Below are 22864 nucleotides of genomic sequence, written 5' to 3'. Positions count from 1 at the left end.
ATGGCAGATACAACCAGTGGTGTGAACGGTATTGGCTATACCTCCACCCAGACCACGGGCACGACCACCACTCCGAAGAAGGAGCTGGATCAGGAGTCGTTCCTGAAGCTGCTGACCATGCAGCTCTCCTATCAGGATCCGTTCAAACCGGTGGACAACGCCCAGATGCTTTCCCAGATGACGTCCATGTCGACGTCCCAGGGGATCAGCAGCCTGTCGAACCAGATTGGCAGCCTCAATACCTTGATGACCTCCAGCCAGGCGCTGCAGGCGTCGGCACTGGTGGGGCAAAACGTCTTGCTGCAGAGCAACGTCGGCTACCTGGAAAAAGATGGCTCTTTGCCGGGTGTGGTCGCAGTGGGCACAGAAAACAAGTATTCGAACGTCAAGATCACCATCGAAGACGAGAGCGGACAGGTCATCAAGGAGTTTCCTCTGGAAGGTGATCAGAAGGGCAACGTCGAAATTGTATGGGATGGCAAGGACAAGAACGGAAACCCGGCCAAAGAGGGCAAATACACCCTCAAGGCAAACGGTACCGTGGACGGTAAGTCGGAGAGTGTGCCGATCTTTGCCTACGGCAAGGTCGACAGCGTGATCCTGGGTTCGGCCAGCAATCCGACCCAGCTCAATTTGAAAGGCCTCGGTACAACAAGCTTGAACAGTATCTTGCAGATTGCAGGTACGGTGAAAACACCATCAACCGCCACGCCAACAGCATCGATCTAAGGAGCTGGATATGTCATTTAACAATGCCTTGAGCGGTGTCAACGCGGCACAAAAAGATCTGAACGTTACCGCCAACAACATTGCCAACGTCAATACCACGGGCTTTAAAGAGTCTCGTGCCGAGTTTGCGGACGTCTACGCCAACTCCATCTTCGTCAATGCCAAGACTCAGGTCGGCAACGGTGTGGCAACGGGGGCGGTGGCGCAGCAGTTCCATCAGGGAGCGCTGCAATTCACCAACAACGCCCTTGATCTGTCCATCCAGGGCAACGGCTTCTTCGTGACGTCGGACGGTCTGACCAATCTGGATCGTACCTTTACCCGGGCTGGGGCCTTCAAGCTCAATGAAAACAGCTATATGGTCAACAATCAGGGCAACTATCTGCAAGGTTATGAAATCAACACGGATGGGACACCCAAGGCGGTCAGCATCAACGCCACCAAGCCGATTCAAATTCCGGATCGGGCGGGCGAGCCCAAAATGACCGAGCTGGTGGAAGCCAGTTTCAACCTGAGTATCGAGTCGAAAACCAAACCGACATCACCGGCTGCGTTTGATCACACCAACTCCGCCACCTTCGCCCACTCAACTTCCGTGACGATTTATGATTCGCTGGGTGCCCCCCACGTGATCACCAAATATTTTGTTCGCCACGAGGATCCGGCTGCCCCGGGCACGCCGCTGACCCCGGGTACCTGGAGCATGTACATGTATGAGGGGGACAAGCCCATCGACATCGCTGGTGGTTCACCCAGCCCGGCCGCAGGTGTCCCCACCGGCGTCCAGATGACGTTTACCTCCGGCGGCAAACTGGATACAACGCTGACCGTTCCGGCAGATCCGATCAAAACCGTTGCGCTTGGTACTGCAGCCGGGATTATCACCAACGGTGCCGACCCCACCCAGACACTGGAGATCCGTCTCGGCGACGTGACGCAATACAGCTCGCCTTTCAACGTCACCAAGCTGACCCAGGATGGCGCCACTGTCGGTAATCTGACCAAGGTGGAGATCACGCCGGACGGTATTGTGTCGGCGACCTACAGCAATGCAACTACGTTGAAGGTTGCCATGGTGGCACTTGCCAAGTTCGCCAATTCGCAAGGATTGACCCAGGTCGGCGATACCTCCTGGCGCCAGTCTCTGCTCTCTGGCGATGCGCTGCCGGGCACCCCAAATTCGGGCACCCTGGGCAGCATCAAGTCCTCTGCGCTGGAGCAGTCCAACGTGGATTTGACCTCCCAGCTGGTCAACCTCATCACGGCGCAGCGCAACTTCCAGGCCAACTCCCGTTCGCTGGAAGTGAACAGCTCCCTGCAGCAGACCATACTGCAGATCCGTTAAGTCTGGTTGCATGCACGACAAGGGGCGCTTCGGCGCCCCTTTTTATTGCCTGTTGTTGTGGGTGATTGCGGCGGCAACTGACAAGCTTGATGGGGATTGGCATTCAAATTGCAGTTCCTCTGCCAGAGTCATCAGTTTGACGGAGGATCCCATGGATCACCTGCTATACATCGCCATGTCCGGGGCCAAGGAGAGCATGAACAGCCTGGCTGTTCGAAGCAACAACCTGGCCAACGCCAACACCACCGGCTTCAAGTCTGACTTCGAGCAGGCGCGCAGCATGCAGGCGTTTGGCGAAGGGCTGCCCACCCGGGTGTTCGCCATGGCGGAGCGGCCGGGACAGAACCTGCAGCACGGCATGCTGATGACCACGGGTCGGGATCTTGACGTTGCCGTCGACGGTCCGGGCTGGATTGCGGTGCAGGATCCCAAGGGCGGTGAAGCCTATACCCGCATGGGCAACCTGCAGCTCAGTGCCACCGGCAATCTGCAGACCTCCACCGGCCTGAACGTGGTGGACGATGGCGGTCAGCCCATCGTGCTGCCGCTGCCGATGGAGAAGATCGAAATCAACCGGGACGGCACCATCAGCGGCCGGCCGGAGGGGGCCGCTCCCAACCTGCCGGAGGAGTACCAGCGCATCAAGCTGGTCAACCCGGCAGCCGATGCGGTGGAGAAGGGGCAGGATGGCCTGTTCCGTCGCAAGGATGGCCAGAATGAAGCGGCGTCGGCCAATGTGGGCCTCATCGCCGGCTCCCTCGAGGGGAGCAACGTCAACGTGGTCGATGAAATGACCAACCTTATTCGCCTGCAACGTCAGTTCGAAACCCAGGTCAAAATCATGAAGACCGCGGAAGAGAATGACGAGGCCCAAACCCAGCTGCTGCGTATCAGCTAACCAAGGAGTTTTACATGAACCCTGCACTCTGGATCAGCAAGACCGGGTTGGATGCACAGCAGACCAATATCTCGGTTACCTCGAACAACCTGGCGAACGCCAGCACCGTGGGTTACAAAAAATCCCGGGCCATCTTCGAGGATCTGCTCTATCAAAACATCAATCAGCCGGGCGGCCGCTCGTCGGCCGACACCGAACTCCCCTCCGGCCTGATGCTGGGGGCGGGTGCCAAGGTGGTGGCCACTCAGAAGAACCACAGCCAGGGCAACGTGCAGACCACCGACAACTCGCTGGATCTGATGATAAGCGGCCGTGGCTACTTCGAGATCCAGCTGCCAGACGGCAGCGCCGCCTATACCCGCAACGGCCAGTTCACCCTCAACGATGAAGGGACCATAGTCACGCCGGGCAACGGCTATCCGCTGCAGCCGGAGATCCAGATCCCCGAGAACGCCCAGAGCGTCACCATAGGGGAAGATGGTCAGGTCTCGGTGCAGCTCAAGGGGGATGGCGCTTCCCAGGTCATCGGCCAGATCAATACCAGCGACTTCGTCAATGCCTCCGGCTTGCAGCCGATGGGGGAGAACATGTTCGTTGAGACCCAGTCCAGCGGTGCCCCCATTCAGGGGGTGGCCGGCACGGACGGGCTTGGGGTGATCAAGCAGGGCATGCTGGAGACCTCCAACGTCAACGTGACCGAAGAGCTGGTGAACCTGATCCAGGCCCAGCGGGTGTACGAGATGAACTCCAAGGTTCTCTCGGCGGTGGACGGCATGATGTCCTTCCTGATCCAGCGCACATAAGTAGGAGGCGCACCATGAAAGCCATATGGATGCTGGGACTGATGGTGTTGGGGGGCTGCAGCAGCACCCCCAATACCCCCAAGCCCGATGATCCCGAGTTTGCCCCCGTCTACGGGGAGTCGGAGCCGGTCTCGGTCAGACCGACCGGGGCGATTTTCCAGCCCGATCAGGTCAACGGCATCTACTCGGACATCAAGGCCCACAAGGTGGGTGACATCATCACCATCGAGCTGGCCGAGTCCACCTCCGCCTCCAAGAAGGCCAATACCCAGAGCGGCAAGGACAACAAGCTGAGCATGAGTCCGGTCACCTTGGGTGGCGTGCCGGTGACGGCCGGCCCCTATGATCTGTCGGCCTCCCTCAGCCAGAATGGGGCTTTCAAGGGGCAGGCCAAGGCGGATCAGAGCAACAGCCTGCAGGGCAACATCTCCGTCAGCGTGGCCAAGGTGCTGCCCAACGGCAACCTGCAGGTACGTGGCGAGAAGTGGATCATGCTCAACAACGGCAATGAATATATCCGGATCACCGGCATGATCCGCCCCGAGGATGTGACCACGGACAACAGCGTCTCTTCCCAGAAGGTGGCCAATGCCCGCATCCATTACGGTGGTACCGGCGATCTGGCCAACAGCCAGGAACAGGGGTGGCTCACCAGCTTTTTCAATGGTCCCTGGTGGCCGCTCTAGGAGGTGTTATGAAGTCGCTCCGTCTTGTTGCCCTGTTTTGCTGCCTGTTGCCCCTGGGGATGGCTCATGCCTCCCGGATCAAGGACATCAGCTCGGTGGAAGGGGTGCGCAGCAACCAGCTGATCGGCTACGGCCTGGTGGTGGGTCTGCCCGGTACGGGTGAGAAGAGCAACGCCTTCACCGAGCAGACGTTTCGCACCATGCTGAACAACTTCGGCATCAAGGTGCCGGACAACATCAAGCCCAAGATCAAGGACGTGGCGCCGGTGGCCATCCATGCCGATCTGCCCCCTTTTTCCAAACCGGGGCAGACCATAGATGTGACCGTATCGGCCATCGGTGAGGCCAAGAGCCTGCGTGGCGGCACCCTGCTGCAAAGCTTCCTGAAAGGGCTGGATGGCCGGGTCTATGCGGTGGCGCAGGGCAGCCTGGTGGTTGGCGGGTTGGGGGCCGAGGGGGCTGACGGCTCCAAGGTGGTGGTCAATACGCCCACCGTGGGCCGCATCGCCAACGGGGCCACCGTGGAGCGGGAGGTTCCGAACTCCTTCAGCCAGGGGGATACCATCACCTTCAATCTGAACCGTCCCGACTTCACCACGGCGCGCCGGCTGGCCGACGTGGTCAACGATCTGGTCGGCCCCAACACCGCGCAGGCACTCGATGCCACCTCGGTCAAGGTCTATGCACCGCGGGATCCGGGCCAGCGGGTCTCCTATCTCGCTACCATCGAGAACCTGGAGGTGGATCCGGCCAGCGAGGCGGCCAAGATCATCGTCAACTCCCGTACCGGCACCATCGTCATCGGCAGCCAGGTACGGCTCAAGCCGGCGGCCATCAGCCATGGTGGCTTGACGGTCACTATCGCGGAGAATCAGCAGGTGTCCCAGCCCAATCCGCTCTCGGGTGGCCAGACGGCGGTGACCAACAACTCCACCATCAATGTGCAGCAGGAGCAGGGGCGCATGTTCAAGCTGGATACCGGGGCGACCCTGGATGATCTGGTGCGGGCGGTGAACCAGGTCGGGGTGGCCCCCGGCGACCTGATGGCGATCCTGGAGGCGCTGCAGCAGGCTGGCGCCATCGAAGGCCAGCTGGTCATACTGTAATCAACAAGCGGCAAGGGGTTGCCACGGGCGGCAATGAGGTAAGCAAAATGGCAGAGTTAGATAACAACGGCGGCGTGAATCTGGGCATGGTACAGGACATCCAGAACCTGGATCGCCTGCGCCAGCTGAGCCAGACCAAGGAGGGGAAGGCGGATGCGCTGATGGCCGCCTCCCGCCAGTTCGAGTCCATTTTCACCCAGACCCTGTTCCAGAGCATGCGCCAGGCCAACCAGGTATTGACCCAGGACAGCCCCTTCAACAGCAGCTACACCCAGTTCTACGAAGGGATGCTGGATGAGCAGCGGGTCGCCGACATGTCGAGCAAGGGGGGGATAGGTCTGGCCGCCATGGTAGCCAAGCAGCTCTCGCCGGAGACCTTCACCCATCACGACGGGCGGGTGCTCAAGATGCCCCAGCGCACCGAGCGGGTCTACAAACCCTATCAGCCGCCCACCTCCGCCGCCAACGATCTCATCTCTGCCTCAAAAGTTGGCAAAGATTTTGCTGAGAAAGAGATGCAAGGGGATACCCAGCCTCAGACAGCGCTGCATCGTACCCGTCGAACCGTACCGCCCATGGGGCCGGCGGCAGAGGTACACGGCATGCGCAGTCGCAAGGCGCTGGATGATACCGCGCAGGTGTTCGACTCCCCTGAAGAGTTTGTCGACCGGTTGATGCCGCTGGCCAAGAAGGCGGCCGCCAAGCTGGGATTGAGCCCGGCGGTGCTGGTGGCGCAGGCCGCGCTGGAGAGTGGCTGGGGCAAACGGGTGATCAAGAACGGGGCGGTGCTGGTGGCGCAGGCCGCGCTGGAGAGTGGCTGGGGCAAACGGGTGATCAAGAACGGGGCGGGGCAGGTGACCCACAACCTGTTCGGCATCAAGGCTGACCCGCGCTGGGAAGGGCCCAAGACGGTGGTCAGCACCCTGGAATACGAGAAAGGAGTGGCATCGCGCCAGAAGGCCGCGTTTCGCTCTTACGAGTCGTTCGAAGAGAGCTTCAACGACTATGTCGATTTCCTGACATCGGGCTCCCGCTACAAGGGGGCGCTGGCCAAGGTGGACAGTCCGGATCGCTATTTCGAAGCCTTGCAACAGGCTGGATACGCTACCGACCCGCACTATGCCAGGAAACTGAAACAGGTATTGCGCAGTGACGCCATTGCCGGCTACTCCGCGACCAACACGACAGAAATGGAGCTGTAAGTCATGGCAAGCGATCTGCTTGGAATTGGTACCTCGGGTGTGATGGCCCAGCAGCGACTGCTGCAGACCACCAGTAACAACATCGTCAACGTCAATAGCCAGGGCTATGTGCGTGAACGTACCCTGATCTATACCAATGCCAACGGACTCGGTACCGGGGACATGCTGACCGAGCGGGTCATCAATGCCTATGCCCAGGGGGAGGTCAGACGCGACACCTCGGCCTTCTATGCCTCTTCCACCCGTTATCAGCAGCTCGCCAACACCGACACCCTGCTGGGGGACACCAGCAACAGCGTCGGCGCCGCCATCAGCTCCTATTTCGAGGGGTTCCATACCGCCAACGAAGCCCCCGCCGACATCTCGGGCCGCAAGACCACCCTGAGCGGACTGAGTGGCATGGTGAACCGCTTTCATACCCTGTCGGCCCAGCTGGACAAACAGACCGACACCATCAACACCACCATCGGTGACGAAGCCAAGCGGGTGAACAGCCTGATCAACAGCATCAACGATCTGAACCAGGCCATCATTCGCACCCAGGGCACGCCGGAAGAGAACCTGATGCTGTTCGATCAGCGGGACGAGGCCATTCGCCAGCTCTCCGAGAAGATGGAGATCCGCACCGTGCCGCAGGACAACGGCAGCATGCTGGTCAACATGAGCACCGGCCACTCCCTGGTGCTCAACGGCAGCGTTGCCCAGCTCAGCGTGGTGCCGGGCAATCCCGATGCCCGTGAGTCCGAGTTGCAGCTGGTTATGGACCCCAACAAGGTCGCCCTCAATGACAAGGACATAGGCGGCGGGATAGGGGGGCTCTTCTCTGCCCGCAACGATCTGGAGCCGGCCAAGCGCGAGCTGGGTCAGCTGGCGGCCGCCATGGCGGATGCCATGAACCAGCAAAACCGGTTGGGGATGGATCTGGACAACGAGCTGGGGGGGGATCTCTTCTCCCTCGCCACGAGCGATGGCCTGCCCTACAGCCAGAACACCGGCAACGCTGCCGCCAAGGTGAGTTTCGTGCCCGGCAAGGGGACGGAAGTGACCACCTTCGACTACGAGGTGCAGTTCAGCAGTGCCACCGGCTACGAGGTGTTCTCGGTGGACAAGGATGGCAACCGCACCTCGCTGGCCACCGGCACCACGCCACCCGCCACCGTGCAGGTGGCGGGGCACGGCATCCAGTTCGATCTCTCCGGCACGCCGGCGGCGGGGGACAGGATCCTGCTGCAACCCACCAAGCGGGCGGCAGCCGGGCTGGACCAGCTGGTGACCCGGGCCGAAGATCTGGCGCTGGCATCGCCGCTCAAGGCGGATAAAGGCAAAAACAACTTCGGTTCGGGCGAGATCAAGCTCACTGGCATTACCAATACCGGCGCCGGTTCCGGCTTTGGCACCAACAGCCTGGATCCGGCTTCACCTCAGGTGGTGAAGATAGATGGCAGCGGCAACTATCAGGTCTATGCCGCGGACGGCACTACCCTGATCGGGGTTGCCCCCGCCGCCAGCCAGGGGCAGAACCTGATGGCGGCCCTCGAGAATCCGCTGGGGGGCCCCAAGGTCTATGCCACCCCGACCCAGACCCCGGGTTATGAGTTCAGCATCACCGGCAAGGTGGAAGCCAATGACAGCTTCACCCTGAGCTACAACACCGACGGCTTTGCCGACAACGCCAACGGCCTGGCGCTGGCCGAACTGCAGAACAAGGATCTGGTGCGCAAGAGCAGCAACGCCGGCACCAGCAACGACAAGATGACCTTCAACGAGGCCTACTCCAGCCTGGTGACCGGGGTGGGCAACACCACCAGCCAGGCCAAGAGCCAGCTCAAGGCCGATGAAACGAAATTGACCCAGAGCAGGGCGATTTTCGAGAGTGTCTCCGGCGTCAGTCTGGAGGAGGAGGCGGCCAACCTGATCCGCTATCAGCAGTCCTATGCCGCCTCCGCCCAGATCGTCAGCACCGCCAAGACCATCTTCGACACCCTGCTGTCATCAGTGAGGTAACCCGATGCGTATCACTACCAACATGGTCTATGACCGCAACATCTCCTCGCTGAACAGTGCCAACGAGCGGCTGAGCACGGCCTACGAGCAACTGATGACGGGGGAGAAGTTCAAGTCGGCGGGGGAGGACCCTTCCGGCATGAGCCAGAAGCTGGCGCTGACCAAGGAGATCGATCTCTTCAAGCAGTACGGGGTCAACGGCAGCCTGCTGGAAAACAGCCTGGGCCACGAGGAGACGGTGCTGACCGCCCTCAACACCGCCATGACCAGTGCCCAGACCCTGATCCAGAAGGCGAACGACTCGGCGGTGGGGTACGAGGATCGCCAGGCTATTGCCAGCGAGCTGGAGGGGCTGCAAAAGCAGATGTTCGACCTGATGAACAGCAAGAACTCCCAGGGCGAATATATCTTCGGCGGCAATCAGAGCAAGACCCAGCCCTTCATTCAGGATGCCAGCGGCAACTACATCTTTCAGGGGGATACCGGTCAGCGCAAGATCCAGGTGTCACCGACGGTGCAGATTGCCGCCAACGATTCGGGCTTCAACCTGTTCGAAATCGTGCCGACCCGCCGTACCAGCAGCGCGGCCAGCGCCAATATTCAGGTCGGAGTGGCCGATCAGGGCCACTTCGACAGTTTTTACCGCAACAACTATGACCCTTCGCTCGCCAGCAACCAGTACACGGTGAACACCATCGCTGGCACGCCGGATACCTACGAAATCCGGGATGGCGGCGGTACCCTGCTGCAAAGCGGCGACTATGTGGCGGGCAACAAGATCCCCTTCAACGGACTGGAGCTGACCCTGTCGCTGCCGGCGGGGGGAGCGGCACAAAACTTCGTGCTGGATCCGCCCCAGAACAACAACATCCTGGATGGCATGTCCGATTTCATCACGGCGCTGCGGGATCCCAACATCACGCCGGATACCTTCCAGCTGAAGGTGGCGGATGCCACCGCCCACATGAAAAATGCCCGTCTGAACGTGGATCAGGGGCTGGGAGAGATCGGCGGTCGCATGAACGGACTGGATCAGGTAATGGGTTCGAACGAAGGGTTGAGCACCCTCAACCAGCAGGCCAGGGCCAAGGTCTCCGAAGCGGATCTCTATGAGGTGATCGCCACCCTGTCAAAAGAGGATGCGGCCCTGAGCGCTACCCAGCTCTCGTTTAGCAAGATCAGCAAGCTGACCCTGTTCGACTACATCCGTTAAGCCGTGTTTCATCGCTTGTGGCCCTGGCTGGCCGCAAGCGATGGTTTCCGTTTCACTCCCTTTTCTCCGCTTTTTTATCCTCATTCAACTCCCCTTGCCAACCAATTGTAACAAGCTGTTGCCATGGGCCATTTAGCCCCTTGCCCCGGGTTGACTCCTATTGAGCGTTCGATAATCATGCTGCCCGCACAACAGAGGGTTGTGCGATTATTTGCAGCATCTCGTTAGGCGAGGCTCCTGTATAAACACAGGCCACTGATCTCACGACGTCCAGAGACGCCCAAGATCAGGACAGTTTTCATCGGATTAAGGTGTAAACCCAAGTGGCTTCCGGCATGCCGGATACGTTATGCAGTGCTAAAGCTGGTACGTGGGGATGATGACACGCCGGACGGCGTCATTTCCTGCCTATTACTCGTCAATCAAATTGCTGTTTTCTTTCAGACGGCGACGGATCACCGTTCGCGCTCAGGCTTGCCTGAAATCACATGAGGTCATTTGTGATGAAGAAAACACAGACACTACTCAATCGTCACCAACTGCTCGATCTGGCCGCCCTGCAGGGCTGGCTGGAGCACAACCTGGATCCGGTTCAGCGCGCCGATCAACTGCTGACCCTGCGTCCGGAAGAGCTCAACTGCATCTTCGACACCCTGCCCATCAACGAGGGGGCCGCATTGCTCAGCTCGCTGTCGGCGGACTGTGCCGGCCGGCTGCTGATGCGGCTGCATGCCAGCATCGTCAGCCTGTTGCAGGGGGCCATGCCCCGGCGCGACATGCTGGCCATTCTGCGCCGGCTGGGGAGCAGTGATCGCACCATGCTGCTTGCCCGCTTCCCGGAGCAGGTCCAGTCCACCTTCTACTCCCTGCTCGACTGGCCGACCGAATCGGTGGGCGCCAACATGCGCCACGAATTCCTGGCCATCGGCGATCAGGAGACGGTGGGCAGTGCCAAACAGCTGATCCACGATGCCTGGGACAACGCCCAGTTGTTCAAGCATCTTTATGTGGTCAACAACGACAAACGTCTGCATGGCAGCATCTCGCTCAAATCCCTGCTGATCGCCGACCCGCAACTGCCGGTGAGCGAGCTGATGGACCGGGAGACGGTGCGCATCAACGCCAGGGCGGATCAGGAGCTGGCCGCCCGCCTGCTGATCGACCGTGACCTCTCGACTCTGCCGGTGGAGGATCAGGGCAAGCTGGTGGGTATCTTCCACGTGGACGATGCCGCCGACATCCTGGAGCTCGAATCCACCGAGGATGCCGAGATGCAGGGTGGCTCCTCGCCGCTTGATACCCCCTATCTGCAGGCGACTCCCTGGCAGCTGTGGCGCAAGCGGGTAGGCTGGCTGCTGATCCTGTTCGTGGCCGAAGCCTATACAGGTACCGTGCTGCGGGCGTTTGAAGAGCAGCTGGAAGCCGCCATCGCGCTGGCCTTCTTCATCCCGCTCCTGATCGGCACCGGCGGCAACAGCGGCACCCAGATCACCACCACGATTGTCCGTGCCATGGCGGTAGGGGAGGTGAGCCTGCGCAACCTCGGCACCGTGCTGAAAAAAGAGATCTCCACCGGTCTGCTCATCTCGGCGGCCATTGCCCTGGCGGCCTGGGTGCGGGCCTGGAGCCTGGGTGTCGGTCCCCAGATCGGCATGGTCGTCACCCTGACCATCATCGCCATCGTGCTGTGGAGCGCCACCGTCGCCTCTGTGATCCCCATGGTGCTGCGTCGTTTCCGCATCGACCCGGCGGTGGTGTCTGCCCCCTTCATCGCCACCCTGGTGGACGGCACCGGTCTCATCATCTATTTCGAGATCGCCAAGCTGTTGCTGCCCGAGCTGCAGTAAGTCGCCATCCGAAAATGCAAAAGGCAGCCCATGGGCTGCCTTTTTTGCATCCGTCCCCGCGCTCAGCCGAGCTGGAACAGCAGTGGCCAGCCCTGCTCCTGGCAATAGCGGTGCTCCTTCTCCAGATTCTGCATCAGCAATTTGTTCTCCTCACACCAGTCGAGTGGCAGGGTCACCACCAGCTGATCGCCTTGCGCCGTGACCTTCCACTCGGGTAGCAGGTTGTCCTGACGCCTGTGGTGGGCGGCCACCGCGAGGCGCAGGATGCGGATGCAGCGCAGCACCGTCTGCTCGTCGTGGTTGGGCAGGGCGGGCAGCTCGGCGAGCTTGAGCCCCTTGCGCTGGAAGCGAACCAGGGCTGCCAGCAGGGCCTGATCGTCCTGGTTGAAGCCGGGCAGGTCGGTGTGCTGCAGGATATAGGCGGAGTGGCGGTGGATGCCGCTGTAGTTGATGGCAAGGCCAATCTCGTGCAGCCGCGCCGCCCAGCCGAGGATGGCTCGATAGGGCTCTACCGGCAGCTGCCATGGCACCTGCAGGGCATCAAACAGGGTCAGCACGCTCTGCTCCACCCGGGCGGCCTGCTTTCGGTCCAGTCGGTAGTGGGTGCCGAGGGCCTGGGCGGTGCGCTCGCGAATGTCGTGGTGCTGCAGCCGCTCCTCGAACTCATACAGCAAGCCTTCGCGCAGGGCGCCGTCGGAGTACTCCATCCGCTCGATGGGCAGGGAGGTGAAGAGCCCGATCAGGATGGCCACCGCGGCGGCAAACACCTCCTGGCGCTCTTCGGTGAGGCCGGCCAGCTTGAGATCGGCGACCCGCTTGTGGGTCAGCATCTCCTCTTTGAGCCGCTCCAGCCCGGTGAGCGTGATGCTGCCGTCGGTCCAGCCCTCACCCTGCAGCACATCGCGCACGGTGCGGATCGAGCCCGAGCTGCCGAGGCAGCTCTGCCAGCCCAGCTTGCGGTACTGGTTGATGATGGGGGCGAGCTGGTGTTGTGCCTCCAGCACGGCGCCATTGAAGGCTTTCTCGCCGAGCTTGCCATTGGCAAAGAAGCACTGGGTAAAGCTGACGCAACCCATCTTGCGGCTGGTGAGCGCCTTGTGTTCGAACCCTTCGCCGATGATGAGCTCGGTGCTGCCGCCGCCGATGTCCACCACCAGCACCTGTCCCTCGATGTGCTGGGTATGGGCGACCCCCTGATAGATGAGGCGCGCCTCCTCCTGACCGCTGATGATCTCGATGGGGTGGTTGAGCACCTTGGCCGCCTCGCTCACAAACTCGCGGGCATTGCTGGCGCGGCGCAACGTGTAGGTGCCGGCGATGCGGATCTGATGCGGATTGATGTTGGTAAGCCGCTCACAAACTCGCGGGCATTGCTGGCGCGGCGCAACGTGTAGGTGCCGGCGATGCGGATCTGATGCGGATTGATGTTGGTAAGCCGCTCGGCAAAGATCGACAGGCAGGCGAGGCCACGGGCCATCGCCTCCGGACTCATCCGCTTGTGGGCATCCATCCCGTCGGCCAGACGCACCCGCTCCTTGATGCGATCGACGATGCGAAAACGCCCCTCGCTGAGATGGGCGATCACCATGTGAAAGCTGTTCGAGCCGAGATCGACGGCGGCGTACAGGCTATTGTCCATTGTTTGACTCTATGCGTTTGAGGTAGTCGTAAATCGCGACCTGGGAGCGGATCTTGCGGCGGTTGCCCCGCTTCACGTATTCGTTCTTCTGGTCGGCATCGATGACCCGCGCCTTGCAGGTGTCACTCAGTTGTAGCTCGAGAATATCCAGGATGCGCTGCTTGAGACGCTCGTCGTAGATAGGGGTACCCACCTCGATGCGGCCGTCGATGTTGCGGCTCATCCAGTCGGCGCTGGAGATATAGAGCTGGGGGTTGCCCCGGTTGTGGAACACCATCACCCGCGGATGTTCGAGGAAGCGGTCGATGATGCTGATGACCCGGATGTTGTCGCTAAGACCCGGCACCCCGGCACCCCGGGGCGCAGGGCGCACATGCCGCGGATGATCATCTGGATGGGCACCCCGGCCTGGCCGGCGGCATAGAGCCGGTTGATGAGATCCCTGTCCACCAGGTTGTTGATCTTGAGGGTGATGCCGCTGGGCTGCCCCGCCTTGGCGTTGGTGAGCTCGTTGTCGATGAGCCGATAGAGCTGGCGCCGGCTGTTGATGGGGGAGACCAGCAGGTGGTTGAACTTGTAGCGCCGGTAGGGGTATTCGATGTATTCGAACACGCTCTCCACCTCGGCGGTGATGTCCGGGTGGCGGGTCAGCAGGGAGAAGTCGGTGTAGATCTTGGCGGTCTTCTCGTTGAAGTTGCCGGTGCCGATATGGGCGTAGCGCACCGCCTCGCCATGTTCGTGGCGGGTGATGAGGCAGAGCTTGGAGTGGATCTTGAGGCTCGGTACCCCGAACACCACCTTGACCCCCGCATTGGTCAGGATATTGGCCCAGTCGATGTTGGCCGCCTCGTCGAAACGGGCGCGCAACTCCACCACCACGGTCACCTTCTTGCCGTTGTTGGCGGCATCTATCAGGGAGTGGATGATGCGCGACTTCTTGGCCACCCGGTAGATGTTGATGCGAATGGCGCTCACCGCCGGGTCGAACGCCGCCTGGCGCACCAGCTCGGTGAAGTGGTGGAACTTGTGGTACGGGTAGTAGAGCAGTATGTCCTGCTTGGTGATGGCGTCGAAGGCGTTGACGAAACCGTCGAAGTCGCGGCAATCGAGCGCCGGCAGTTTGGGATTTTCCAGATAGTCCCGCCCCACGTTGGGGAAGCCGATGAAATCCTTGAAGTTGTGATAGCGCCCGCCCGGCATGATGGCGTCGTAGGAGCTGATCTGCAGCTTGAGCTTCAAGAAGCTTATCATGGCTGCCGGCATCTCCCGCTCGTAGACGAAGCGCACCGGCATGGCGGTGAGGCGCTGTTTCAAGCCATCACTCATCTTGTCCACCAGGCTGAGGTCGAGCTGGTCGGAGAGGTCATACTCGGCATCCCGGGTCAGCTTGACCGCGTAGGCGGCAATCTCGTCGTAGTCGAAGAAGCCCTTGAAGATCTCGTCCAGACAGAAGCGGATGACGTTGTCCAGGATGATGATCTGCTTCTTGCGGCGGGTACCCTCCGGCGGCAGCTGGAAGAAGCGGGGCAGATCGTCGGTCGGCACCTCCACCAGGGCGTACTGGATCACCTGGCCGTTCTTCTTCATCTCGATGGCGAGGTAGGTGTACTCGTCTTTCAGGAACTTGACCGGGTTGACCTCCTTGTTGAGCAGGATGGGGATGATGTGGCGCAGCACCTTCTCCTTGAAGAAGACCCGCAGCCACTGCTGGATGGATTCGGAGAGCTGATTCTCGTTGACCAGGAAGATGTTGTGGCGGGCCAGCGCGATCAGCAGCTCCTTGTAGGTGTTGTCGAACGCCTCGCCGAGCGCCATCACCTTCTGCTGGATGGCCCGCAGCAACACCTTGGCCTCGTCGTCGCCGCCGTGCACCTCGTTGATCAGGATGCGGCGCTTGACGTCCGACACCCGTACCTTGAAGAACTCGTCCTGATTGGAGGAGAAGATCCCCAGAAAACGGACCCGCTCGATGAGCGGGACCGTCTTGTCCATCGCCTCTTGCAACACCCGTTCATTGAATGAGAGCCAACTCAGCTCCTTCTCTTCATACTGCTTGTCGGTGCTCATGTGATGCCTCTGTGGTCAGGTCGCGTCTGCGCGGCAGTTATGGCGTGGAAATATGACAGATTGATGACCATCCGCTCAGTCGATGAAGGCCTGGTCGATGTCGACCACCAGATCGTCGGAGAGGGACTCCAGCGCACTGATGAGATCCCCCAGTTCGAGCCGGGGCGGCAGCGCCACCAGGGCGTGGGCGTAGAAGAGCGGGGCGCCGGAGTGGGGGGCGGGCTCGCAGCCGGTGGTGAGGTCGGCCACGTTGACGTTGAGCTGACGCAAGATGCTGGCCACCTCGTGGACGATGCCGGCCCGGTCATTGCCGGTGACGCTGACCATCACCTGCCGCTCCGGCTCCTGGCTGAGCTGGCCTTCGGCGAAGCTGACGGTGAGACCAGGCAGCATCGCCAGTGCCTCGCACAGGCTGCGGTAGTGCTCGTCAGGCACGCTCACGTGCAGGATGCCGGCAAACTGTCCTGCCAGCTCGCTCATGGAGCTGGCCAGCCAGTTGCCCTGCTGGTGGCTGATGACGTCCGCCAGACTCTCGACGATACCGGGCTTGTCTGCGCCGATCACGGTCACGACCAATTGCTTTTGCATCCTGCTCTCCTTGGAATTGGGTTTCTCCAGCATTGTGCCTGCTGTCACAGGCCATATGAAGCCCCGCCGGTAGCAAAAATGGCGAAAAAGCGCGGCGAAGAGGGGGCTGACGCCATTTCTGCACTGCCTGTGCCTGCAGCTGCGTGGTAGAGTGATGCCCCTGTTTTGTATTGTGAAACTAGCTGGCTCTGGTGAGCGGGATGTGCGCGTATGAATAGCCTTGTCGTATCGGGATTGGTGTTGTTGGTGCTGCTTCTGCTGGCGATTTTCTGGAGCAGGGGCAAGAAGGGCAAGGCGCTGCCTTATGAGCTGCAGGAGACCCTGTTCAGCCCGGCGGAGCGCTCCTTCCTCGGTGTGCTGGATCTGGCGGTGGGCGACCAGGCCCGGGTCTTTGCCAAGGTGCGGGTGGCCGATGTGCTGACGCCGGAGGCGGGGATGGGCAAGAGCAAGTGGCAGCAGGCCTTCAACAAGATCTGCGCCAAGCACGTGGACTATCTGCTCTGCCACCCCTCGGATCTCTCCTTCATCTGCGCCATCGAACTCGATGACAGCTCCCACCGTCATCAGAAGCGCAAGGCGCGGGACAGCTTCCTCAAGGCCGCTTTTGACAGCGCCGGTCTGCCGCTGCTGCAGATCCCGGCGAGCAGCCACTATCAGGTCGAGGAGCTGCGCGAACAGATCCTGCCGCTGCTGCACCGCAGCACGGATCTGCCGCAAGAGGATCTGCTGCCGGGCGAGCGCCGCGAACCCACCTTCAGCCCTCTGCAACTGGACAGGGTCGAGGTGGAAGAGCCTCACCATGGTGGCCGCGCCCCGGCCGTGGCCCCCATCAAGGCCATCGTATCGCCACGCAGTGCACCGCTGCCGGCGGCCGACGCCGAGCTGGTGGACAATCTGTTTGCCGAGGTGGAAGAGGACGAAGACGAGGCTCCCCATCAGGTGCCGCACTGCCCCCGTTGCGATGCGCCGCTGGTGGAACGGGAGGCCAAGAAGGGACCCCATGCCGGCCGCCTGTTCCTGGCCTGCAGCCGCTTCCCCGAGTGCCGTTACGCCGCGCCCCACACTCACTCCCGCCATTGACCATCCTGCCTGCTTGCGGCCCGCAGCGTGCCGCAAGCAGGTCCCCCCGCACCTGTTCCTCTCCTCTTGTTTGCCCGCGTTACCCAAAAAAAGTGCCGACAAAATTTATCTTGTGGCGCCGTTGGGTCGATAAACTTAGGTGAAATGCGACAAATTTTGACAATGCGTCGGAATTTTGGCACTTTGTGCATCCTGCATAAAGTGCGTGGCTTGACCACATAAGCACAATAAAACAATAAGTTACGTCGAGAATAGAGGGATGGATATGATGGCAATGGGAGTGTTGATTGTTGACGCCGATGCGCAGCGGCGCCAGCAGTTGGGGACAGTTCTCTCGTTCATGGGGATCCCCTGGCAGGAGGTTGCCGAGGGTGATCTGGAGGTTGCCATCGAGTCATCCGGCCCGCTCCAGGGGGTACTGACCGGTGCCCTCAATGACCGCCCGCTGGGCGAGCTGCTGGCCGGTTTTCCCCGGGTGCCCTTCCTGTCGCTGGTGGAGGCCGACTTCCCCAACAGCAACTTCATCGGGGTGGCCGAGTCCCCCTTCACCTACGAATCCCTGACCCGCCATCTGCACTTTTGCCAGGCCTTCGTCTCCCTCCACCCCCGTCAGCAGACCCACGACAAGGGGCAGGCGCTGCTGCGCCTGCTGGTGGGCAAGGGCAAGGGGATCCAGGAGGTGCGCCGACTCATCAGCCAGGTGGCCGAGACCGATGCCAACGTGCTGATCCTCGGCGAATCGGGTACCGGCAAGGAGGTGGTGGCGCGTGCCATCCATGAACTCTCGGCCCGAAGCGCGGGCCCCTTCGTGCCCATCAACTGCGGTGCCATCCCGGCCGAACTGCTCGAGAGCGAGCTGTTCGGTCACGAGAAGGGGGCCTTCACCGGCGCCATCGCCGCCCGGCGCGGTCGCTTCGAGCTGGCCCAGGGAGGCACCCTGTTTCTCGACGAGATCGGCGACATGCCGCTGCCGATGCAGGTCAAGCTGCTGCGGGTGCTGCAGGAGCGGATGTTTGATCGGGTTGGTGGCGGCAAGCCAATTCAGGCGGACGTGCGCATCATCGCGGCCACCCACCGGGATCTGGAGGCGATGATCCGCACCCAGGTCTTTCGTGAAGATCTCTACTATCGCCTCAACGTCTTCCCCATCGAGACCCCGCCGCTGCGGGATCGGGCCGACGACATCCCGCTGCTGCTGCAGGAGCTGCTCAATCGCCATGCCGAGCTGCACCAGGGGATGATCCGCCTGACCCAGCGCGCCATGGAGTCCCTGATGCAGTACCCCTGGCCGGGCAACGTACGCGAGCTCTCCAACCTGCTGGAGCGGCTGCTCATCCTCTACCCGCAGCAGATCGTCGATGTGGCCGACCTGCCGAGAGCCGCTATCGGCTGCTGCCCTGCGAGCCGCGGGATGAGCGGTTGACCGAGATGGACGAGCGCGATGCGCTGGCCGCGGTGTTCCAGGATCCGCCCGAGCTGGATCTGCCCGCCAGCCACGCCCGCGCCATGCAGCTGCCGGAGGAGGGGGTCAACCTCAAGGAGATGCTGGCTGACCTCGAAGTGGAGCTGATCCGCCAGGCGCTGGAGTCCCAGGACGGGGTGGTGGCCCGCGCCGCCGACTTGCTCGGCATGCGCCGTACCACCCTGGTGGAGAAGATGAAAAAATACGGAATGAGCAAGGAAGCATAAGGATCAAAGCCTTGACGCCAAGCTTCAAGGCTTTGATTTTATATATAATATTTAGTGGCATGGAAATTGAATAAGCTGACTCAGTCGCCAGTTTGAGGTCAGCTTTATGACAGCCCAGCCGCAAGAAACCCCGCTCCAGTCTCACGAGGTGAGCCAGCTTTACGCTATCTTCACGGCGCTGCCCACCGGTGTCTTGCTGCTCGACGGCGAGGGCCGGATCACCCGCGCCAATCCGGCTGCCAAGGCGCTGCTGGGGGAGCCGCTGGAAGGGCAGGCCTGGCGCCAGATCATCGACCGCTGCTTTCAGCCCCGCGAGGATGACGGCCATGAGATCTCCCTGCGCGATGGGCGCCGGGTGCAGCTCTCGACCCAGCCGCTGCCGGATCAGCCGGGCCAGCTGGTGTTCATCAACGATCTGACCGAAACCCGCCAGCTGCAAGATCGCATCAACCACATGAAGCGGTTGTCAGCCCTTGGCAACATGGCTGCCTCGCTGGCCCACCAGATCCGCACGCCGCTCTCCGCCGCCATGCTCTATGCCGCCAACCTGGCCAACCGCACCCTCAAGCCCGAATCCCGCAGCCAGTTCCAGCAAAAGCTGATGGCACGCTTGCAGGATCTCGAGAAGCAGATCAACGACATCCTGCTGTTTGCCCGCAACGGCGACAACCAGGTGGTGACCCCGACGTCGGTACAGGGACTGCTGGCCGAGGTGCAGGCGGGGGCCGAAGCCTTCTGCGCCCAGCAGGGCTGCGAGCTGCACATGGAGGCGCCGGAGCCTGATCTCTGCCTGCTGGCCAATAGCAGCGCGCTGGCGGGGGCCGTCAACAACCTTATCGCCAACGCCCAGCAGGCGGGGGCAACCTCCTTGCTGGTGAGCGCAGTGCGCAGCGGCGCCCGGGTGGAGCTGCGCATTCTCGACAACGGCAAGGGGATGCCCGCTCACCTGCTGAGCCAGATCTTCGAACCCTTCTTTACCACCCGCTCCCAGGGCACCGGCCTTGGGCTGGCGGTGGTGCAATCCGTCGTCCGTGCCCATCAGGGGGAGGTCAGCGTGGCCTCGGTCCCCGGTGAGGGCACCTGTTTTACCCTGTCGTTCCCCCTGCATCAGCAGGCGGTGCCGCTCGGAGGTGTCGCATGAGCCATGTTGAGCGTCAGCGCCATCCGGCAGGGATCAATATCAATGCGGCCAGGCTGGCTGTGGTGGGAGGTGTAGCATGACTCAGGCCCGGATCCTGGTAGTGGAAGATGACAATGGCCTGCGCGAAGCGCTGATGGATACCCTGTTGCTCGGCGGCTATGAGTGCCGCGAGGTGGACAGCGGTGAGCGGGCTCTGCTGGCCCTGTCGCGCCAGAGTTTCGACATGGTGATCTCGGATATCCAGATGGGGGGGATGGACGGCCTGACCCTGCTGGCCAATATCCGCCAGCAATATCCCCAGGTGCCGGTGCTGTTGATGACCGCCTACGCCAACATCGACGGTGCGGTGCGGGCCATGCGCGAAGGGGCCATCGATTACCTGGCCAAGCCCTTCTCCCCCGAGGTGCTGCTCAATCAGGTCAGTCGCTATGTGCCGGCCCAGAAGGTGGAGAAGCGGGCCGTGGTCTATGGCGATCCCAAGACTGCCGAGCTGTTCCAGCTGGCGACCCGGGTGGCCAGAAGCGAGGCCACCGTGATGGTGACCGGCCCGAGCGGGACCGGCAAAGAGGTGCTGGCCCGCTACATCCACGACAACTCCAGCCGCGCCGAACAGACATTCGTCGCCATCAACTGCGCCGCCATTCCGGAAAACATGCTGGAGGCCACCCTGTTCGGCTACGAGAAGGGGGCCTTTACCGGCGCGGTGCAGGGCTGCCCCGGCAAGTTCGAACAGGCCCAGGGGGGGACCCTGCTGCTCGACGAGATCACCGAGATGGATCTGGGGTTGCAGGCCAAGCTGCTGCGGGTGCTCCAGGAGAAAGAGGTGGAGCGGCTCGGCAGCCGCAAGCTGATCCCGCTCGACGTGCGGGTCATCGCCACCAGCAACCGGGATCTGAAAAAAGCGGTGCAAGACGGCCTGTTTCGCGAGGATCTCTACTATCGCCTCAATGTCTTCCCGCTGCGCTGGACGGCGCTGTGGGAGCGTCCCGGCGACATACTGCCGCTGGCGGAGCACCTGCTGGCACTGCATGCCGGTCAGCAGGGATTGCCGACGCCGCAGCTCACAGAACCCGCACGCGAGCGGCTGCTGGCTCACCCCTGGCCCGGCAACGTGCGCGAGCTCGACAACGTGGTGCAGCGCGCCCTCATTCTGAGCCCGGATGGCCTCATCGGCTGCGAGCACCTCATTCTGGAAGAGGTGGAGGAAGAGGAGATCCGCCTGGTCGGCAACGAGCGCAGCAGCGGCAGCGAACACCTGGGCAGCGAGCTCAAGCAGCAGGAGCACCAGATCATTCTCGACACCCTGCAGGATTGCAACGGCAGCCGCAAGGCGGTGGCCGACCGGCTCGGCATCAGCCCGCGTACCCTGCGCTACAAGCTGGCCCAGATGCGCGAGGCGGGGATCGACCTGCCGGCCTGAGGCCATTCCGGTCCCGACCATGGGCCGCAGTGCGGAGGCATAATGGTCTTGCCGGCCCGCCTCGATTATCATGGGGCCTCGGCGTTATGAGCCCGATTCCTGTCTGTATCGCAGCACAGGGGTCGGCGCCTTTATAAGGGACCCCTATGATCTCTCATCGAAAACTGGAAAGCGTACTCAACCATCTGCTCGAACCCCACGCCATCAAGGATTACTGCCCCAATGGCCTGCAGGTGGAGGGGCGTGAGCGCATTCGCAAGGTGGTGACCGGCGTGACAGCCAGCCAGGCCCTGATCGACGCGGCCGTGGCTGCCGATGCTGACGCCATCCTGGTCCATCACGGCTACTTCTGGAGTGGCGAGCCGGCCCAGATCACCGGCATGAAACAGCGCCGCATCAAGACCCTGCTGACCCATGACATCAACCTGTTTGCCTATCACCTGCCGCTGGACGTGCACCCCGAGGTGGGCAACAACGCCCAGCTGGCCCAGTTGCTGGGTATCAAGGTGCGCCGTGGCCTCGAGCCCTGGAACAGCAAGAGCGTCGCCATGGTGGGCAAGCTGGAAGAGCCCATGAGCGGCAGCGATTTTGCCAAGCTGATTGCCGATCGGCTCGGCCGTGAACCGCTCCATTGTGGCGACAGCGGCCCCGAGCTTATCCGCTCGGTGGCCTGGTGCACCGGTGGCGGTCAGAGCTACATCAATCTGGCGGCGGAGCAGGGCATCGATGCCTTCATCTCTGGCGAAGCTTCCGAGCAGACCATCCACACCGCCCGCGAGATGGGCATGCACTTCTACGCCGCCGGCCACCACGCCACCGAGCGCTACGGCGTCAAGGCGCTTGGGGAGTGGTTGGCGACGGTGCACGGGCTGGATGTGACCTTTATCGATATCGACAATCCGGTGTAAACCAGTCCACGATCTTGCTGCGAAACCGTGATCAAGGCTCATGTGCTGCTCGGAATCCTCACGTATGTCCATACGCTCCGGTTCCTGTGCTGCTCTTCACCTTGCTGACGCTTTCTCGCGACAGGTCGTGAACAGCTTTGAATTAATGCAGCTATTGTTCGGGTATGTAGAAATGACAAGGGAGGCCTGAGCCTCCCTTGTTCTATTTCCTGATTACCCATGACCCTCAGCCAGCTTCAAGAGCCGATATGGCATCGGAGGGCTTGCCACGACTGCATGCCCCAATTCAACCAACATGCTTTTGAGGTCAAAACGATGATTAAACCGGAAGCAGTATTCAGCAAGATGTCTCGGTAAATGCTTCGCTCCGAGCGTATGGCAACTGCCCCGCAGCGAGTTCTTCACATTCCCTATCATCGTGTTTACCCAGTTGAATGCCGGATGATCCAGCAAGTCAAGGTTGCCCCCGGTGACAACACCCAGGTGCTCACAATTGGCC

16 protein-coding genes, 3 pseudogenes and 1 riboswitch are annotated in these 22864 nt (G+C 61.6%); of the genes and pseudogenes, 15 read left to right on the top strand and 4 right to left on the bottom strand.

Going from position 1 to position 22864, the window contains the following annotated elements; all coding sequences use genetic code 11:
* The 10 genes from CAK78_RS11665 (at position 1) to mgtE (ending at position 11833) form a co-directional block, all read left to right on the top strand.
* Positions 1-729: a flagellar hook assembly protein FlgD gene (locus tag CAK78_RS11665; protein ID WP_094697377.1), complete on the top strand. Its 729-nt coding sequence runs from the start codon at positions 1-3 to the stop codon at positions 727-729.
* A 10-nt stretch (positions 730-739) separates the two neighbouring features.
* On the top strand, positions 740-2074 hold the full coding sequence (gene flgE, locus CAK78_RS11660) for a flagellar hook protein FlgE (RefSeq protein WP_017778565.1): 1335 nt from the start codon (positions 740-742) through the stop codon (positions 2072-2074).
* Positions 2075-2225: 151 nt separating this feature from the next.
* Positions 2226-2972 (top strand): flagellar basal-body rod protein FlgF, encoded by a 747-nt coding sequence (gene flgF, locus CAK78_RS11655; RefSeq protein ID WP_005302763.1) that lies wholly within the window; start codon positions 2226-2228, stop codon positions 2970-2972.
* A 14-nt stretch (positions 2973-2986) separates the two neighbouring features.
* The gene (flgG, locus tag CAK78_RS11650) at positions 2987-3775 is read left to right on the top strand and encodes a flagellar basal-body rod protein FlgG (protein ID WP_005302762.1); all 789 of its coding nucleotides are present in this window, start codon (positions 2987-2989) and stop codon (positions 3773-3775) included.
* Positions 3776-3789: 14 nt separating this feature from the next.
* Entirely contained in the window at positions 3790-4461 is a 672-nt protein-coding gene (flgH, locus tag CAK78_RS11645; RefSeq protein WP_094697376.1) for a flagellar basal body L-ring protein FlgH, read from the top strand.
* Positions 4462-4469: 8 nt separating this feature from the next.
* Positions 4470-5567 (top strand): flagellar basal body P-ring protein FlgI, encoded by a 1098-nt coding sequence (locus CAK78_RS11640; protein ID WP_094697375.1) that lies wholly within the window; start codon positions 4470-4472, stop codon positions 5565-5567.
* Between the two features lie 47 nt (positions 5568-5614).
* Complete coding sequence (locus CAK78_RS11635; protein WP_094697374.1) at positions 5615-6769, top strand: glucosaminidase domain-containing protein; 1155 nt, start codon at positions 5615-5617, stop codon at positions 6767-6769.
* 3 nt (positions 6770-6772) lie between these two features.
* Positions 6773-8773, top strand: a complete 2001-nt coding sequence (locus tag CAK78_RS11630) for a FlgK family flagellar hook-associated protein (RefSeq protein ID WP_094697373.1) — start codon at positions 6773-6775, stop codon at positions 8771-8773.
* Between the two features lie 4 nt (positions 8774-8777).
* Entirely contained in the window at positions 8778-9986 is a 1209-nt protein-coding gene (gene flgL / locus CAK78_RS11625; RefSeq protein WP_094697372.1) for a flagellar hook-associated protein FlgL, read from the top strand.
* A 213-nt stretch (positions 9987-10199) separates the two neighbouring features.
* Positions 10200-10369, top strand: a riboswitch (M-box (ykoK) riboswitch).
* 120 nt (positions 10370-10489) lie between these two features.
* Positions 10490-11833, top strand: coding sequence for a magnesium transporter (gene mgtE, locus CAK78_RS11620; protein ID WP_094697371.1), 1344 nt, complete (start codon positions 10490-10492; stop codon positions 11831-11833).
* 62 nt (positions 11834-11895) lie between these two features.
* Here mgtE and CAK78_RS11615 read toward each other — a convergent pair.
* The 3 genes and pseudogenes from CAK78_RS11615 to CAK78_RS11605 all read right to left on the bottom strand — a co-directional run bounded on the left by CAK78_RS11615 (position 11896) and on the right by CAK78_RS11605 (position 16127).
* Positions 11896-13472 (bottom strand): annotated as a pseudogene (locus CAK78_RS11615) (Ppx/GppA phosphatase family protein).
* A pseudogene (gene ppk1 / locus CAK78_RS11610) lies at positions 13462-15539 on the bottom strand (polyphosphate kinase 1). The pseudogenes CAK78_RS11615 and ppk1 overlap by 11 nt, the downstream one beginning before the upstream one ends.
* A 75-nt stretch (positions 15540-15614) precedes the next feature.
* Positions 15615-16127: a glycine cleavage system protein R gene (locus CAK78_RS11605; protein WP_005302753.1), complete on the bottom strand. Its 513-nt coding sequence runs from the start codon at positions 16125-16127 to the stop codon at positions 15615-15617.
* Positions 16128-16337: 210 nt separating this feature from the next.
* Here CAK78_RS11605 and CAK78_RS11600 point away from each other — a divergent pair, with 210 nt between their 5' ends.
* From CAK78_RS11600 to CAK78_RS11580, 5 genes and pseudogenes are all read left to right on the top strand, one after another.
* Positions 16338-17207 carry a DUF2726 domain-containing protein gene (locus tag CAK78_RS11600; protein ID WP_176452763.1) on the top strand — a complete coding sequence of 290 codons (870 nt, stop codon included), beginning with the start codon at positions 16338-16340 and terminating at the stop codon, positions 17205-17207.
* A 265-nt stretch (positions 17208-17472) separates the two neighbouring features.
* A pseudogene (locus CAK78_RS11595) lies at positions 17473-18896 on the top strand (sigma-54 dependent transcriptional regulator).
* A gap of 106 nt (positions 18897-19002) precedes the next feature.
* Positions 19003-20037 (top strand): sensor histidine kinase, encoded by a 1035-nt coding sequence (locus tag CAK78_RS11590; protein ID WP_094697370.1) that lies wholly within the window; start codon positions 19003-19005, stop codon positions 20035-20037.
* A 76-nt stretch (positions 20038-20113) separates the two neighbouring features.
* A complete protein-coding gene (locus CAK78_RS11585) occupies positions 20114-21457 on the top strand; it encodes a sigma-54-dependent transcriptional regulator (protein ID WP_017783963.1) in 1344 nt (447 codons plus the stop codon).
* Between the two features lie 146 nt (positions 21458-21603).
* Positions 21604-22365 carry a Nif3-like dinuclear metal center hexameric protein gene (locus CAK78_RS11580; RefSeq protein WP_094697369.1) on the top strand — a complete coding sequence of 254 codons (762 nt, stop codon included), beginning with the start codon at positions 21604-21606 and terminating at the stop codon, positions 22363-22365.
* 213 nt (positions 22366-22578) lie between these two features.
* Here CAK78_RS11580 and CAK78_RS11575 read toward each other — a convergent pair.
* A partial coding sequence (locus tag CAK78_RS11575; RefSeq protein WP_141214179.1) for a transposase occupies positions 22579-22864 on the bottom strand: 286 nt, incomplete at its 5' end.

Origin of the sequence: Aeromonas sp. A35_P (genome assembly GCF_002259925.1) — a bacterium.
Taxonomy (GTDB): Bacteria; Pseudomonadota; Gammaproteobacteria; order Enterobacterales; family Aeromonadaceae; genus Aeromonas; species Aeromonas dhakensis.
The sequence above is the reverse complement of the archived record's forward strand: the minus strand, read 5'-3'. Positions and strand labels throughout refer to the sequence as shown.

Bases quoted from the DNA above. Each gene is read 5' to 3' on its own strand.
- CAK78_RS11635 (WP_094697374.1), top strand. From the start codon at position 5,615: ATGGCAGAGTTAGATAACAACGGCGGCGTGAATCTGGGCATGGTACAG.
- CAK78_RS11665 (WP_094697377.1), top strand. From the start codon at position 1: ATGGCAGATACAACCAGTGGTGTGAACGGTATTGGCTATACCTCCACC.
- CAK78_RS11630 (WP_094697373.1), top strand. From the start codon at position 6,773: ATGGCAAGCGATCTGCTTGGAATTGGTACCTCGGGTGTGATGGCCCAG.
- CAK78_RS11580 (WP_094697369.1), top strand. From the start codon at position 21,604: ATGATCTCTCATCGAAAACTGGAAAGCGTACTCAACCATCTGCTCGAA.
- CAK78_RS11585 (WP_017783963.1), top strand. From the start codon at position 20,114: ATGACTCAGGCCCGGATCCTGGTAGTGGAAGATGACAATGGCCTGCGC.
- CAK78_RS11605 (WP_005302753.1), bottom strand. From the start codon at position 16,127: ATGCAAAAGCAATTGGTCGTGACCGTGATCGGCGCAGACAAGCCCGGT.
- CAK78_RS11640 (WP_094697375.1), top strand. From the start codon at position 4,470: ATGAAGTCGCTCCGTCTTGTTGCCCTGTTTTGCTGCCTGTTGCCCCTG.
- mgtE (WP_094697371.1), top strand. From the start codon at position 10,490: ATGAAGAAAACACAGACACTACTCAATCGTCACCAACTGCTCGATCTG.
- flgH (WP_094697376.1), top strand. From the start codon at position 3,790: ATGAAAGCCATATGGATGCTGGGACTGATGGTGTTGGGGGGCTGCAGC.
- CAK78_RS11600 (WP_176452763.1), top strand. From the start codon at position 16,338: ATGAATAGCCTTGTCGTATCGGGATTGGTGTTGTTGGTGCTGCTTCTG.
- flgG (WP_005302762.1), top strand. From the start codon at position 2,987: ATGAACCCTGCACTCTGGATCAGCAAGACCGGGTTGGATGCACAGCAG.
- flgE (WP_017778565.1), top strand. From the start codon at position 740: ATGTCATTTAACAATGCCTTGAGCGGTGTCAACGCGGCACAAAAAGAT.
- CAK78_RS11590 (WP_094697370.1), top strand. From the start codon at position 19,003: ATGACAGCCCAGCCGCAAGAAACCCCGCTCCAGTCTCACGAGGTGAGC.
- flgL (WP_094697372.1), top strand. From the start codon at position 8,778: ATGCGTATCACTACCAACATGGTCTATGACCGCAACATCTCCTCGCTG.
- flgF (WP_005302763.1), top strand. From the start codon at position 2,226: ATGGATCACCTGCTATACATCGCCATGTCCGGGGCCAAGGAGAGCATG.